The sequence below is a fragment of the Winogradskyella echinorum genome (genome assembly GCF_014297365.1).
Taxonomy (GTDB): domain Bacteria; phylum Bacteroidota; class Bacteroidia; order Flavobacteriales; family Flavobacteriaceae; genus Winogradskyella; species Winogradskyella echinorum.
Window position 1 is genome coordinate 46,242 of record NZ_JACOQD010000002.1, and the last position, 14,343, is coordinate 60,584.

The window sequence follows — 14,343 nt, forward strand, 5'->3', positions numbered from 1 at the left end:
ATATCATATTTATACGATGAAATGATAAAGGTGCAGTTTCTAATGATCATAATTCTCTATATTTAAAAAGAAAAAAATATAAAATAATTGTCCCCTTTAATGTTTTATGAAACGTCTTAAGGATATAAACATTTAAAATATTAGAAATTATGAAAAATTTTATGATGATTTTCGTTGGAAAAGAATACACTGATCTTGGATTATCTCCAGAAGATATGCAAGGCAGGATGGAAAAATGGTTTGCTTGGGGAAGTAAGATGGAAAAGGCAGGTATTTTACGTGGTGGCGAAGCTTTAACACCTCAAATTAGACGTATTGTTGGAGAGAGTAGAACTGTAACGGATTTAACATCTGCGGAAGTAAAAGAAATTGTTGGTGGATTTTATTTAATTGAAGCCAAAGATTTTGACGCCGTACAAGAGATAGCTCAAGATTTCCCAGATTACGATTTAGGAAACACCGTAGAAATTCGTGAAATTATGGTTTTTGACGAACACTAATGGAAAATAAACTAGTAGACCATCTGTTTCGCCATCATAGTGGAAAGATGGTCTCTGTTTTAACCAGAATCTTTGGGTTATCTAATTTAGATATTATTGAAGATGCGGTACAAGATACCTTTATTAAAGCTAGCATATCTTGGCGAAAACAACAGCCAGAGCATCCGGAAGCTTGGTTAACAAAAGCCGCAAAAAACAGAGTTATAGATATTTTTAGAACCCTAAAAGCTCAAAAAAATAACCTTCCTAATATTACCCAAGGCACTGATGCTATTGCTATTAACGAATTGTTTTTAGATGCTGAAATTGAAGATGCACAGCTCAGAATGATATTTACAGCTTGTCATCCTAAGTTAGATCCAAGAGATCGAATTTCGTTTGCCTTAAAAACCGTTTCTGGTTTTAGTACCAAAGAAATTGCTTCAGCTTTGCTCACAAAAGAAGAGACGATTAAAAAACGTCTAATGCGTGCTCGTAAAGCCATTCAAAAATCAGATATACAGTTTTATATTCCTCAAGGAAAAACATTAAACGAGCGTTTAGAAAGTGTAATGGAAGTCTTGTATCTTATTTTTAATGAAGGTTTTCATTCTAATAATAAAGAGCATTTAATTAGAGAAGATTTATGCGGTGAAGCCATGCGTTTATGCAAATTACTATTAAAATATAAGCAAACACGATCACCAGAGTGTTATGCTTTGTTTGCTTTAATGTGTTTCCATTCTGCAAGATTACCAGCCAAAACAAGTGTAGATAATGAAGTATTGGATTTAAAACAACAAAATAGAGCTTTATGGCACTTTCCATTTATACAACTTGGCAACACCATGATGAGTAAAGCAGTTGAGACAGAAGATTTTTCATGTTATCATTTTGAGGCAGCGATTGCTGCAGAACATTTAAAAGCAAAAACTTTTGAAGACACCAATTGGAATGCCATTTTAAAATGGTACCAGGCATTGCATCAATTACAGCCCATGCCATCGCATTTATTAACAATGGCAGTTATTTGTATACAGAATAAAGATTATGAAACTGCTGATTTCTATTTTAAACAATTACAACCAGAGCATTTAGAGCAACGAGCATATTTATACTTTGCAGCCAAAGCAGATTATTTTGCTGAAACTAAAAATTTAAAAGAAGCATTGATTTATATTGATTTGGCTCTATATTCAGTAACAAATTCGCAAGAAAAAGCCTATTTACAGAATAAGAAAGCAGCTTTATTACAAATATTAAATTAATATTTTTCACCTTTAATATTAGCTTAAAGCAAAACTAAAGGTATCATTTGGAATTAATTTTTCCAATCATGCTAACTTGTTAATAATTAAATAGTTCTATGTACTGAAACTTTGCATTAAATCGACTAACTTGCTTAACGACTAACTCATATCATTAAAGTTAGCCTTCATTAAGACCAACCATTAACTAAATGATAAAATTCTTTAGATTATCAAAACAAAATTTTGCAATGCAAAATCGAATGTCCTGCGGACATTTGGCGGAAATAGTTGCTTGCGGAAGATTTAAAATCCTTAAACATGATTAAATTCTTCAGACGTATAAGACAACAACTACTCTCAGAAAATAAATTTAGCAAATACATACTGTACGCTATAGGCGAAATTGTGCTTGTTATTATTGGTATTCTTATAGCGCTTCAAATAAATAATAAAAACGAACAGCGAAAAACCGAAAATAAAATTGTTTCTATTTTAAAAGAAGTACAAAATGATTTAGCACTAGATATTCAAAAATCGGACGAACTAATTGCCTATTATAAAACACAAGATTCAATCATCAACTTAGTAAAAGCAGATAAACTAACCTATGATGATTATAAAAATGAAAATCGAAATGCTTTAAGATTTGCAATTATGGACGCTTTCCACATGAAAATTCATGCAAATGGATATACCAACCTCATAGAAAATGTTGATAATGTTCCAAAAAAACTGAAAGCAGTTATTGAACCATTACACGAGATATATATTTATAACAAATACGAAATAGACAAGTTCGATAAGCGATTGGACTTGATTACAGATAGAGTGATAGACAAGTTAGCCAAAAGTAAAGATTGGTATTATAGATTAGATCGGCCTCAATTAGAAGATGAGATGATTAATTTTTTCCTGAATGACCCTTATTATAAAAATGATGTAGCTCTATACCAAAATGCTGGCTGGACAAACTTGGCATACCATGTTACAATATTTAGAGAAAACGCAATTAATGCATACAAACAAATTAACGCACTTGTTGAAAGTAATGAACCGCTTCCCGATTTTATACCACACAATTTAGTTCATCTAACAACGGCACAACTAAATGAATATGCGGGTACTTTTAAGGTTGTAAAGTATGATGGGTACGATGGTCCAATTCCAGATTTAAACTATAAAATTCAGATACAAGACAATGGTCTAGTGGGCATTATGAATGGAGATCTTGAAGATATGGATTATTTCTATTTTGAAACAACAGATAAGATATTTGGTCAGACTGATATTTACCTTAAAGGAGAGTTTGTAAGAGATAGTTTAAATGAAATTACATCTTTATTTATTATGAAAAATGGAATGGTAGCTCACTTAAATAAACTTTAAACTTATTAAAGAAAATTAATAACGAAAGGCTAAGAACGAGTATAATTAAATGCTTTGGTCGTTGCCTATTTAGAAAATTCCTATGGAATTTTCACGTGTTCGTTTTTGTTTACTAAATTAGTTGTTTAACCGAGCAACCAAACGCACACATCATCGTTAAGCATAAAATCAATTTCCTCTTTAAATATGTGGCACACAACTTGTTTGTAACAAAACAGTAGATTTTACTACATATAAGTAAAACCAAGTTTAATTAAAAAAGAAAAAGATATGATTCAGTTAAAAGGAGCCTTAGTTTTAGGAACCATAATAGGTGTAGCCGCAGGTGTGTTATTAGCGCCAGAAAAAGGCAGTGTTACAAGAGATAAACTTAAAAAAGAAGGAAAGGATATTAAAGACCAAATTGTTGATGACTTCACTGAAGTAAAAGACGATTTATCTAAAGCAGCGGCATCTGGTAAGGATAAATTTAAAGAAGATTTAAAAGACTTTGCCTCTAAAACAAGTTATAAAACAGAGCAAGCGATTACCTTTTTAGAAAAGCAATTAGCTATTTTGAAAGAAAAGAATAAAACGCTACAGCAGACAAGCTAAAACATACTTTGAACCGTCATTGCGAAGCCGACTTTTTTGTTGGCTGTGGCAATCTCATAAAAGGGAGTAATTACCATTAATGAGATTACCACGTCCTACGTCCTCGTAATGACGTTTCGTTTTTTATTTTATAATATTTAGGAGGCTTTTTTTTATCTCTGCCCACTCATCTTTCAAAATACCATAACAGCAAGTACTACGTCTAAAACCATCATTCATAAGGGTGTCTTTTCTTAAAATGCCTTCGAGCGTTGCGCCTAATTTCTCAACAGCACGTCGCGATTTGTTATTGCGTTCGTCAATTCTAAATTCAACCTTTTCAAACGCTAAGGTTTCAAATGCATATTGTAGCATTAAAAACTTCATGTTAGCATTTAATCCTGTACCCTGAAAATGGTGTCCTATCCAAGTCCAACCAATGTGTAAGACTTTGTTTTTCCAATTGATCAATCCAAATCGTGTGGCACCAGCATAAGCTTGTTTTTCTTTATCATAGATAATAAAAGGTAATGTGGTTTTATTATCATAACCCTCTATAGCAATTTGCACATAAGCTCTCAATTTTTCTGGATCAGAAATATCGGAAGGTGAGTAATAGATTAAATCCTTTTCTTGAGCAATTTGTCCTAAATGCGCGTAATTGCTTAGGTTGAGTAATGTGAGTTTTACGCGATTATTTTCTAAGGTTGGTGTATTCATTGACAGTTTATGGCATATTTGTAAAATCGAAATCTAAATTATAATTATTTCTTTAAAAGCGCTTATAGAATTATATTTTTATATGTTGAACCCTCAGTCATTGAATGTAGGATAGATTTACTATTTTAAAATGTTAATTTAAGACGCTGAACATTGTAATTCATAAAATTTTGATGAATGCATTAATTGTAATTACTCTAATTTTATGACATGGTATCTAAACAAACCTTTATTAAAGGCATTCTCATAGGTATATTGGGTATTGTATTATTTTCTTCTAAAGCCGTAATGGTGAAGTTGTCATATAAGTACAATGTTGATGCACTTAGTGTCTTGTTATTACGTATGCTATTTGCATTTCCGTTTTATATAGCAATTGCATTTGCTTATAGACACGAAAAAAGTATGCACGTAAAAAAGAATGATTATCTCTGGCTTGTATTTTTTGGGTTTGTAGGTTATTATTTGGCGAGCTATTTTGACTTTGTTGGTTTAACCTTTATTAAAGCTAGTTTAGAGCGTATTATACTTTTTATCTATCCTACTATTGTGCTATTATTTAATAAGTTATTTCTTAAAAGGGTAATAACTAAGATGCAAAAACTAGCTATTATAATTACATATGTTGGTATTGTGATTACGTTTGGTAGTGAGGTGTCTATTTCGGGAAATCATGTCTATAATGGTGGCTTTTTTGTGCTGCTCAGTGCCATTACCTATGCATCTTATTTGGTAGGTAGTGGATGGCTTATTCCTAAATTTGGTGTCATGAGATTTACGGCCTACGCCATGTTAGTCTCTTGTGTCTGTGTATTTATTCATTATGGATTAGTCTCTAGAGTGAACATTTTTAATTTTCCTTGGCAAGTTTATGTGTTAGGTTTGTGTATTGCTGTTTTTGCAACTGTAATTCCTTCATTTTTAGTATCTATATCTATTAAACTAATCGATTCATCAAACTTTGCAGTAATTGCAGGTGTTGGACCTATTTCAACAATTGTCCTTGCAGTTATCTTTTTAAACGAAAGCCTTACATTACTTCAAATTATAGGTACTATAGTTGTTATTTTAGGGATTTTATTGATTTCAAAAAACAGAAGAAAATAGTAGTTATAGCAATATTAAAACTAAATTCAATGTAATAATCAATAAATCTAATGTTCTCAACAATATTGGGCATTTATTGTTAATTACTTTACGTAAACCGTATTTCATTTTTTGCGGTATAGTCTTATATTAGCGTTCCAACAAAAATTCGTCCTAAATTCTATGGCAGAACAGTCTAACTATACCGAAGATAATATACGCTCACTCGATTGGAAAGAACATATCCGAATGCGACCTGGTATGTATATTGGAAAGTTAGGTGATGGATCTTCGCCAGACGATGGAATCTATATTTTACTAAAGGAAGTACTCGACAACTCCATTGATGAGTATGTGATGGGAGCAGGTAAAACTATTGAGATTTCTGTACAAGGAGAGCGCGTTATTGTGCGCGATTATGGTCGTGGTATTCCACTTGGTAAAGTTGTAGATGTTGTGTCTAAAATGAATACAGGAGGTAAATACGATTCTAAAGCCTTTAAGAAATCAGTGGGTTTAAATGGTGTTGGTACTAAAGCTGTAAATGCTTTATCATCTTATTTTAGAGTAGAATCTACAAGAGATGGTAAATCGGCTTCGGCAGAATTTGAACAAGGAAATCTTACCAATAAAGAATTATTAGAAGATACTTCTCGTAGAAAAGGAACAAAGGTTAGTTTTATTCCAGATGAAATTATCTTTAAAAACTATAAGTATAGAAACGAGTATATCGTTAAGATGCTTAAAAACTATGTGTATCTTAATCCTGGATTAACCATTGTTTTTAATGGTGAAAAGTATTTTAGTGAAAATGGATTAAAGGATTTACTATCTGAAAACATTAATGAGTCAGATTTGTTGTACCCTATCATTCATCTAAAAGGTGATGATATAGAAGTGGCATTAACACATAGTAAAACCCAATACAGCGAGGAATATCATTCGTTTGTAAATGGTCAAAATACGACACAAGGAGGTACGCATTTAGCTGCTTTTAGAGAGGCATTAGTAAAGACTGTACGAGAGTTTTACGGAAAAACCTATGATGCTTCAGATATTAGAAAATCAGTAGTTTCTGCCATTGCTATAAAAGTGATGGAGCCAGTTTTTGAGAGTCAGACCAAAACAAAGCTTGGTTCTACAGATATGGGTGGTGATTTGCCAACTGTAAGAACCTACATCAACGATTTTGTTAAAAAGTACTTAGATAACTTTTTACATAAAAACCCGGATACAGCAGAGAAAATTCAACGTAAAATTCTTCAGGCAGAGCGAGAACGTAAAGAGCTTTCAGGCATTAGAAAATTAGCAAAAGACAGAGCTAAAAAGGCAAGTCTTCATAATAAAAAATTACGCGATTGTAGAGTGCATTTTGGTGATACTAAAAAGGATGGTTATTTAGATACAACGTTGTTTATCACTGAGGGTGATTCGGCATCTGGTAGTATTACAAAATCGCGCGATGTTAATACTCAGGCAGTTTTTAGCCTAAAAGGTAAACCTTTAAACTGCTATGGTTTAAGTAAAAAGATTGTTTATGAGAATGAAGAATTCAATCTTTTACAGGCGGCTTTAAATATTGAAGAATCTCTAGAAGATTTAAGATATAATAATGTGGTAATTGCAACTGATGCTGATGTGGATGGTATGCATATTCGTTTATTGCTAATTACATTTTTCTTGCAATTTTTTCCAGAAGTGATAAAAGAAGGACATTTGTATATTTTGCAAACACCTTTATTTAGAGTAAGAAATAAAAAAGAAACGATTTATTGTTATTCTGAAGATGAAAGACGAGAAGCAATAGAAAAACTAAAACCAAAGCCAGAAATAACTCGATTTAAAGGTTTAGGTGAGATTTCGCCAGATGAATTTGTACATTTTATTGGTGAAGATATTCGTTTAGACCCAGTAATGTTAGATAAAGATATGTCTATAGAAGAGTTATTATCTTTCTATATGGGTAAAAACACACCGACGCGCCAAGAATTTATAATAGATAACCTAAAAGTTGAACTAGATATAGTTGAAGATACTGTATGAGAACGGATAACAGAGCTGTAAAAAATTCTATTATTTCCATCTATTTTATATTATTAGTTGCTGCTATTTTATTAGCGACAGTTTTTAATACGTACGACGATTTTCCTGTGAGTTCAATGTATGTGTTTTTAGCATTATTTGTAGTTGTAGTTCTTGTTCATTTTTTGGCTAGATATTTTGAATATGATAGTGATGGACCAAAATTGATTCTTACCAATAGAGGATTAATACTAACAGATTTCATTAACTACAGACAGCATAGAGCAGAGTTTGCGAAGGAAAAGTTAGTAAATTATAAAGCGCATAATTATTTAATTTATAAAACTTTAGTTGTTTCTATAAAACATAGTAATGGTAAAATAGTAAAAGAGAGCTTTAATGTTACGCTTTTAAAACGAAAGAAATTAAGGTACGTAAAGCAATCGCTTAAAAGAATATTAAAAGAAAATTTAAAGCATAAAGAAGGTCAATGATAGAAGAGCATGATGATTTGTTGAATGAAGATAATGGTAGCCAAGAAACAATTACCAAGGTTACCGGAATGTATAAGGACTGGTTTTTAGATTACGCTTCTTATGTAATTCTAGAACGTGCAGTACCAGCAATAGAAGATGGTTTTAAACCTGTGCAGCGACGTATTATGCACTCTATGAAAGATCTTGACGATGGACGTTATAATAAAGTCGCAAACATCGTAGGTCATACCATGCAATACCATCCGCATGGTGATGCCAGTATTGCGGATGCTATGGTGCAAATTGGCCAAAAAGACTTATTGATAGATACCCAAGGAAACTGGGGAAATATCTTAACAGGTGATCGTGCAGCGGCTTCAAGATATATAGAGGCACGATTATCTAAGTTTGCTCTAGATGTTGTGTACAATCCAAAAATCACAGAATGGCAAGCTTCTTACGATGGTCGTAGAAAAGAACCTATAAATTTACCGGTAATGTTTCCTTTGCTTTTAGCGCAAGGTGGGGAAGGGATTGCTGTAGGTCTATCAACAAAAATTTTACCACATAATTTTATCGAACTAATTGATGCTTCAGTAAAGCACCTTAAGGGCAAACGTTTTACGATTTTACCAGATTTTCCGACTGCTGGTATTGCTGATTTTACCAATTATAACGATGGACTACGTGGAGGTAAAGTGCGTGTAAGAGCTAAGATTTCGCAACGCGATAAAAATAGCTTAGTTATTACCGAAATTCCTTTTGGTACAACGACATCATCTCTTATCGATTCTATTCTTAAAGCCAATGATAAGGGGAAAATTAAGATAAAAAAGATTGAAGATAATACTGCTGCTGAAGTAGAGATACTAATTCATTTACCATCTGGCTTATCACCAGATAAGACAATCGATGCTTTATATGCTTTTACTAGTTGTGAGACATCAATTTCACCATTAGGTTGTGTTATTGAAGATAATAAGCCTTATTTCGTTGGTGTAACAGAGATGTTACGTCGCTCAACAGATAATACGGTTCAGCTTTTAAAAAGTGAATTAGAAATTAAGCTTGGTGAGTTTGAGGAGCAATGGCATTTTGCTTCTTTAGAGCGAATTTTTATTGAAAAGAGAATCTATCGTGATATTGAGGAAGAAGAAACCTGGGATGGTGTTATCAATGCTATAGATAAAGGTCTACAGCCACATATAAAACACTTAAAGCGTGCTATAACTGTTGACGATATTACGCGATTAACAGAGATTAGAATAAAACGTATTTCAAAATTTGATATAGATAAAGCACAACAAAAAATAGATGCTTTAGAAGATCAAATAGCTGAAGTAAAACATCACTTAGCGAACCTAATTGACTATGCGATAGCATATTTTGAAAGATTAAAGAAAGATTATGGTGAAGGTAAAGAGCGTAAAACTGAGATAAGAGTTTTCGAAGATGTCGATGCTACAAAGGTCGTTATTAGAAACACAAAACTTTATGTAAATAGAGAAGAAGGTTTTATAGGTACGTCTTTAAGGAGAGATGAATATGTGTGCGATTGTAGTGATATTGATGATATTATTGTGTTTACCAAGGACGGTAAAATGATGGTTACTAAAGTAGATTCTAAAACTTTCATTGGTAAAAACATTATACATGTAGCTGTATTTAAGAAAAAAGATAAGCGTACTGTTTATAATATGATTTATCGCGATGGTAAAAGTGGGCCATCTTATGTTAAACGATTTGCGGTAACAAGTATGACTAGAGATCGCGAATACGATTTAACCAATGGTACTAAAGGATCTTCATTATGGTATTTTTCTGCCAACCCAAATGGTGAAGCAGAAGTTGTAACTATTATGTTGCGTCAGGTAGGTAGTATTAAAAAGTTGAAATGGGATTTAGATTTTGCCGATATTCTTATAAAAGGAAGATCGTCAAAAGGTAATTTAGTAACTAAATATTCTATAAAACGAGTTGAGTTAAAAGAAAAAGGGGTTTCTACCTTAAAACCACGTAAAATTTGGTTCGACGATACAGTTCAACGCCTTAATGTTGATGGTAGAGGTGAGTTGATTGGCGAATTTAGGGGTGAGGATCGATTATTAATTATAACGCAATCTGGAGTTGTTAAAACTATTATACCAGAATTGACTACCCATTTTGATAGTGATATGATTGTTTTAGAAAAATGGATACCTAAAAAACCTATTTCAGCAATTTATTACGATGGAGATAAGGAACGGTATTATGTAAAGCGTTTTGTAATTGAGCAAGAAGGTAAAGAGGAAACCTTTATATCAGACCATGCTAATTCGCAACTAGAAATTGTTTCTACAGACTGGAGACCAATGGCTGATGTAGAATTCACCAAGGAACGTGGTAAGGATCGTAAACCAAACATGGAAGTGAACCTAGAGGAATTTATTGCAGTTAAAGGAATTACAGCATTAGGCAATCAGTTAACTAAAGATAAAATTAACCAAATTAGCTTGTTAGATTCATTACCATACGAGGCACCAGAGGAAGTGCATGCAGATGAGTTGGAGGTTGTAGATGAGGAAACGGTTTCTAATAGTTCTGAAACTGAAAATGCCTCTGAAAACGAATCGAAAACAGAATCCACATCTAAAGATGATTCAAATGAAGATTCAGGTATTGACGATAAAGGTCAAGCGAGTCTGTTTTAATTTTTGTTTTTAGTTGTTCTGTGATTTAAAAATTCTACAAACAGAGAAAATGCAATTGCAAAGTACAGATATCCTTTAGGTATAGCGCCAACAGTGTTTCCGAAAAATTCTGTATGCGAAAGGTGAGCCGCTTCTGTAATTAGCATAAAGCCAATTAAAATTAAAAATGCTAAACCTAAGATTTGCATACTTGGGTTTTTGTCAATAAACTTTCTAATTGGGTTTGCAAAACCTATCATTACTGCGATAGAGATTATTACAGCGATAATCATTAGAATTAATGTGTAATTATTGTTAGGATGCAATCCGTTTGTCATACCAACAGCAGTTAAAATAGAATCTACAGAGAAAATAAAGTCTATAATCAAAATTTGAGTAATTGCTTGAGACAATGATTTTATAACCTTAGATTTTACACCATCTTCGTCGTGAGATGGATTTTCAACTTTTTCTCTAATTTCAGAAGTACTTTTATAAATTAAGAATAATCCACCGGCAAATAATATAATAGCTTGCCAACTTATAGCAATATTTAGCCAACTAGAAGTGTAAGTGTAAAAAGGTTCGCTTAACCCAACTAAAAATGACACGAAAAAAAGTAATATTATACGCTGAACCATTGCTAGTATAAGTCCAATGTTAGTTGCCTTGTTTCGTTGATGTTCTGGCAGTTTGTTAGCTGCTATAGATATAAAAACAATATTATCTATACCTAATATGATTTCTAAAAACGTTAAAGTGATTAAAGCCATTATAGCATCCGAAGACAGTAGAAAATCTAGCATAAGAAATTAATTAATCTTTTTAGCAATACCCTTTTCTACGCGCAATTCGCTATTAGACTTTTTAATAGCAAGCTTATATTCAAAGGTATAAGAGTTATTTGTAGTAGAAAGTATTTTCATGTGTATAGCCTCTTTTTCAGACATACTATTAGGGTTAATTTTTTTTAGAATAAATTCACAATCATTTATCCAGCGTACTGTAGAAGAGTCAACTTTGCCTTCGTAATAATCTATATTTAGTGAATCTGTACGCATAAACTTCCCTGTTTTTTCCACACCGTCAATCGTGTAGTTAAATTCAAATGTACCAACTTTATAATCTGAACAATTACGCTCTATGTTGTAGCAACTTGTTAAGAATAGAAGTAATAAAAGAAAATATAAGGGCTTCATTATAAATGTTTGTACAAAGATAATGAATCGTAAAGTGAATTTTAGGGATTAAAACTTTTAAAAGTTCCATCCTTATAAAAGATGACTATTTTTTCAATTTCAGAATCAGAATTCGATTTTTGAATTTTAGACTTTAATTCTGGTTTTGGTAAATTAGAATTAGGTGATTCAGAAATTTTTGGCTTACTAGGAAATTCTCCTTTACCATTCATTAACCAATATAATTCTACTTCAGGATAGGTGTGAAGTACCTTCATTACAAAATCTAAACTAGGCTTATTTCTACCAGAAAGAATATGCGAAATACTAGAGCGTTGCACACCAATTTTTTCGGAAAAACTAGAGGCTGTTTCACCATAATAATCGATGACTTTTTGAAGTCTTTCAGTAAATTTAGCTGAGTTTATCATTGTAAACTTTGTTTCTATCTTTTAAACGTTACAAAAGTAAACATTAGTATTGTATTTCTTCGGGATTGTTTAAATATTTAACAAGAACTATTAAATTAAAACTTTCAACAATACTTATAATTGACTGAAAATAAATTAATTAATATGTGTAAAATATTATTATTAAATTATTTGCAATCTATATATTTAGATATGTTGGTATTAAGACGAAATTTGTATACGAATGTAACATTACTGGAACAAACAAGTGTTTACAATTGTAAATTATCAAATGATTACATTTGTAACTCAATAAAATTACGTAATGCAATTAGAGCAGATTAATAGTTTATATTCTTTATTAAAAACGCCAGAATTATTTGGGCGTTATATTACCAATTCGCACATTGAAAAATGTCTTGAGAAATTTCCTAAATCTTTAATTTCGGTGGTTGGTCATTCTGTAGAGGATCGACCTATTTATAGTTTAAAATTTGGAAGTGGATCTACAAAAATTTTATTGTGGTCTCAGATGCATGGTAACGAATCAACCACAACAAAAGCATTATTTGATTGTTTTAATTTGTTTGAAACAAATAATAAGATTACAAACTCAATATTAGAATCATGTACTTTACTAGTTATTCCTATTTTAAATCCTGATGGTGCTGAACGCTATACACGGTTAAATGCAAACGAGGTGGATTTAAATAGAGATGCACAGGATTTATCTCAGCCAGAGAGTAGAGTATTACGTCAAGTTTACGAAAATTTTAAACCTCATTATTGTTTTAATCTTCATGGGCAGCGTACTATTTACGGTATTGAAATGTCTGGTGTTTCTTCGACCTTGTCTTTTTTATCACCTTCACAAGATGAAAATCGTTCTTTAACTAAAAATAGAAAGACTGCGATGGCAGTTATTTCTAAAATAAATAGTGTTTTGCAAGAAGAAATACCTAATGGAATTGGACGCTATGATGATGGCTTTAATTTGAATTGTGTAGGAGATACGTTTCAAAACTTTGGAATACCTACAATTTTATATGAAGCTGGTCATTACCCAAATGATTATAACAGAGAAGAGGTGAGGCGTTATATCTTTATTTCATTGTTAAAAGGGTTGCGTTATATATCTAAAGGTGTTGATGAATTAGATTATATAGATTATCTAAAAATTCCTGAAAATTCTAAATCTTTTTATGATATCATTATAAGAAATGCTAAGATATCAGAAGATAACGATCAGCTGACTGATATTGCCATACAGTATAATGAAGTTTTAAATGGAGGAAAAATAGACTTTGTTCCTGTAGTTGAAGAAATTTCGAAATTAGATAAATTTTACGGTCATAAAGAAATTGATGCTGATGGAGCTTTAGTGGAAGCAAGTGAAAATTTGATGCTAAAAGTGGGTTACGAAATCGATTTCGTTTTAGTGAATAATAAGAAAATAGGGCTTTTTATCTAAAATAATTCAATTAAAATGCATAATTAACAATAAAAATCATCTATTTTTGCGGTTATTATAAATATTATATAAATATGGCAAAGTTTAAATTAGATGAAGTTGACCACCAAATTTTGGATATGCTTATTGATAATACGCGAATTCCATTTACAGATATTGCAAAAAAATTATTGATTTCTGCAGGTACTGTTCATGTTCGTGTAAAGAAAATGGAAGAGGCAGGAATTATAAAAGGTTCGTCTTTAACATTGGATTATAAAAAACTAGGTTATTCATTTATAGCTTATGTTGGTGTTTTTCTTCAAAACACATCGCAAACTAAATTTGTTTTAGAGCGCATTAACCAAATACCTTATGTAACTGTAGCGCATATCACTACTGGAAAATTTAATATTTTCTGTAAAATTAGAGCAAAAGATACAATGCATGCAAAAGAAATTATTTTTATGTTAGATGATATTGAAGGTGTTTACAGAACTGAGACTATGATTTCGTTAGAAGAGAGTCTTAATGATAAAAAACGATTAATGCATACTATATTTAATGAATTAGATTAGTAAGTAATTAGATAATTATAACAGAAGCCCTTGGTTTAATTAACTTAGGGCTTTTTTTAAATTTAA

General features: G+C 31.6%; 14 protein-coding genes. 10 read left to right on the forward strand and 4 right to left on the reverse strand.

Features of this window, described 5'->3' with window-relative positions; genetic code table 11:
- Positions 1-149 precede the first annotated feature (149 nt).
- From H8K90_RS07370 to H8K90_RS07385, 4 genes are all read left to right on the forward strand, one after another.
- Complete coding sequence (locus H8K90_RS07370) at positions 150-500, forward strand: YciI family protein (RefSeq protein WP_186845323.1); 351 nt, start codon at positions 150-152, stop codon at positions 498-500.
- On the forward strand, positions 500-1,747 hold the full coding sequence (locus H8K90_RS07375; protein WP_186845324.1) for an RNA polymerase sigma factor: 1,248 nt from the start codon (positions 500-502) through the stop codon (positions 1,745-1,747). Before H8K90_RS07370 ends, H8K90_RS07375 begins: the two co-directional genes overlap by 1 nt.
- A 300-nt stretch (positions 1,748-2,047) precedes the next feature.
- Positions 2,048-3,115 carry a DUF6090 family protein gene (locus H8K90_RS07380; protein ID WP_186845325.1) on the forward strand — a complete coding sequence of 356 codons (1,068 nt, stop codon included), beginning with the start codon at positions 2,048-2,050 and terminating at the stop codon, positions 3,113-3,115.
- 270 nt (positions 3,116-3,385) lie between these two features.
- On the forward strand, positions 3,386-3,709 hold the full coding sequence (locus H8K90_RS07385) for a YtxH domain-containing protein (protein WP_186845326.1): 324 nt from the start codon (positions 3,386-3,388) through the stop codon (positions 3,707-3,709).
- 123 nt (positions 3,710-3,832) lie between these two features.
- Here H8K90_RS07385 and H8K90_RS07390 read toward each other — a convergent pair whose 3' ends face one another.
- Positions 3,833-4,408 carry a GNAT family N-acetyltransferase gene (locus H8K90_RS07390; protein WP_186845327.1) on the reverse strand — a complete coding sequence of 192 codons (576 nt, stop codon included), beginning with the start codon at positions 4,406-4,408 and terminating at the stop codon, positions 3,833-3,835.
- A gap of 210 nt (positions 4,409-4,618) precedes the next feature.
- On the opposite strand from H8K90_RS07390, the gene H8K90_RS07395 reads away from it, so the two are divergent.
- The 4 genes from H8K90_RS07395 (at position 4,619) to H8K90_RS07410 (ending at position 10,682) form a co-directional block, all read left to right on the forward strand.
- The gene (locus H8K90_RS07395; protein WP_186845328.1) at positions 4,619-5,515 is read left to right on the forward strand and encodes a DMT family transporter; all 897 of its coding nucleotides are present in this window, start codon (positions 4,619-4,621) and stop codon (positions 5,513-5,515) included.
- 162 nt (positions 5,516-5,677) lie between these two features.
- Positions 5,678-7,537: a DNA topoisomerase IV subunit B gene (locus H8K90_RS07400; RefSeq protein WP_186845329.1), complete on the forward strand. Its 1,860-nt coding sequence runs from the start codon at positions 5,678-5,680 to the stop codon at positions 7,535-7,537.
- On the forward strand, positions 7,534-8,010 hold the full coding sequence (locus H8K90_RS07405) for a hypothetical protein (RefSeq protein WP_186845330.1): 477 nt from the start codon (positions 7,534-7,536) through the stop codon (positions 8,008-8,010). Before H8K90_RS07400 ends, H8K90_RS07405 begins: the two co-directional genes overlap by 4 nt.
- On the forward strand, positions 8,007-10,682 hold the full coding sequence (locus H8K90_RS07410; RefSeq protein ID WP_186845331.1) for a DNA gyrase/topoisomerase IV subunit A: 2,676 nt from the start codon (positions 8,007-8,009) through the stop codon (positions 10,680-10,682). Before H8K90_RS07405 ends, H8K90_RS07410 begins: the two co-directional genes overlap by 4 nt.
- Here the strand turns inward: H8K90_RS07410 and H8K90_RS07415 are convergent.
- Genes H8K90_RS07415 through H8K90_RS07425 form a run of 3 tightly spaced genes read right to left on the reverse strand, consistent with a single transcriptional unit; the run spans position 10,679 to position 12,270 of the window.
- A complete protein-coding gene (locus tag H8K90_RS07415; RefSeq protein WP_186845332.1) occupies positions 10,679-11,467 on the reverse strand; it encodes a TerC family protein in 789 nt (262 codons plus the stop codon). The genes H8K90_RS07410 and H8K90_RS07415 overlap by 4 nt on opposite strands.
- Before the next feature lie 6 nt (positions 11,468-11,473).
- On the reverse strand, positions 11,474-11,860 hold the full coding sequence (locus H8K90_RS07420) for a hypothetical protein (protein ID WP_186845333.1): 387 nt from the start codon (positions 11,858-11,860) through the stop codon (positions 11,474-11,476).
- Between the two features lie 41 nt (positions 11,861-11,901).
- On the reverse strand, positions 11,902-12,270 hold the full coding sequence (locus tag H8K90_RS07425; RefSeq protein WP_186845334.1) for a helix-turn-helix domain-containing protein: 369 nt from the start codon (positions 12,268-12,270) through the stop codon (positions 11,902-11,904).
- Between the two features lie 304 nt (positions 12,271-12,574).
- On the opposite strand from H8K90_RS07425, the gene H8K90_RS07430 reads away from it, so the two are divergent.
- Positions 12,575-13,720 (forward strand): M14 family metallopeptidase, encoded by a 1,146-nt coding sequence (locus tag H8K90_RS07430; protein ID WP_186845335.1) that lies wholly within the window; start codon positions 12,575-12,577, stop codon positions 13,718-13,720.
- 74 nt (positions 13,721-13,794) lie between these two features.
- Complete coding sequence (locus H8K90_RS07435) at positions 13,795-14,277, forward strand: Lrp/AsnC family transcriptional regulator (RefSeq protein WP_186845336.1); 483 nt, start codon at positions 13,795-13,797, stop codon at positions 14,275-14,277.
- Positions 14,278-14,343: the final 66 nt, after the last annotated feature.

Excerpts from the sequence above, each read along its gene's own strand:
- H8K90_RS07390 (WP_186845327.1), bottom strand. The coding sequence starts at position 4,408 with ATGAATACACCAACCTTAGAAAATAATCGCGTAAAACTCACATTACTC.
- H8K90_RS07385 (WP_186845326.1), top strand. The coding sequence starts at position 3,386 with ATGATTCAGTTAAAAGGAGCCTTAGTTTTAGGAACCATAATAGGTGTA.
- H8K90_RS07430 (WP_186845335.1), top strand. The coding sequence starts at position 12,575 with ATGCAATTAGAGCAGATTAATAGTTTATATTCTTTATTAAAAACGCCA.
- H8K90_RS07420 (WP_186845333.1), bottom strand. The coding sequence starts at position 11,860 with ATGAAGCCCTTATATTTTCTTTTATTACTTCTATTCTTAACAAGTTGC.
- H8K90_RS07405 (WP_186845330.1), top strand. The coding sequence starts at position 7,534 with ATGAGAACGGATAACAGAGCTGTAAAAAATTCTATTATTTCCATCTAT.
- H8K90_RS07380 (WP_186845325.1), top strand. The coding sequence starts at position 2,048 with ATGATTAAATTCTTCAGACGTATAAGACAACAACTACTCTCAGAAAAT.
- H8K90_RS07370 (WP_186845323.1), top strand. The coding sequence starts at position 150 with ATGAAAAATTTTATGATGATTTTCGTTGGAAAAGAATACACTGATCTT.
- H8K90_RS07400 (WP_186845329.1), top strand. The coding sequence starts at position 5,678 with ATGGCAGAACAGTCTAACTATACCGAAGATAATATACGCTCACTCGAT.
- H8K90_RS07415 (WP_186845332.1), bottom strand. The coding sequence starts at position 11,467 with ATGCTAGATTTTCTACTGTCTTCGGATGCTATAATGGCTTTAATCACT.
- H8K90_RS07395 (WP_186845328.1), top strand. The coding sequence starts at position 4,619 with ATGGTATCTAAACAAACCTTTATTAAAGGCATTCTCATAGGTATATTG.
- H8K90_RS07425 (WP_186845334.1), bottom strand. The coding sequence starts at position 12,270 with ATGATAAACTCAGCTAAATTTACTGAAAGACTTCAAAAAGTCATCGAT.
- H8K90_RS07375 (WP_186845324.1), top strand. The coding sequence starts at position 500 with ATGGAAAATAAACTAGTAGACCATCTGTTTCGCCATCATAGTGGAAAG.
- H8K90_RS07435 (WP_186845336.1), top strand. The coding sequence starts at position 13,795 with ATGGCAAAGTTTAAATTAGATGAAGTTGACCACCAAATTTTGGATATG.
- H8K90_RS07410 (WP_186845331.1), top strand. The coding sequence starts at position 8,007 with ATGATAGAAGAGCATGATGATTTGTTGAATGAAGATAATGGTAGCCAA.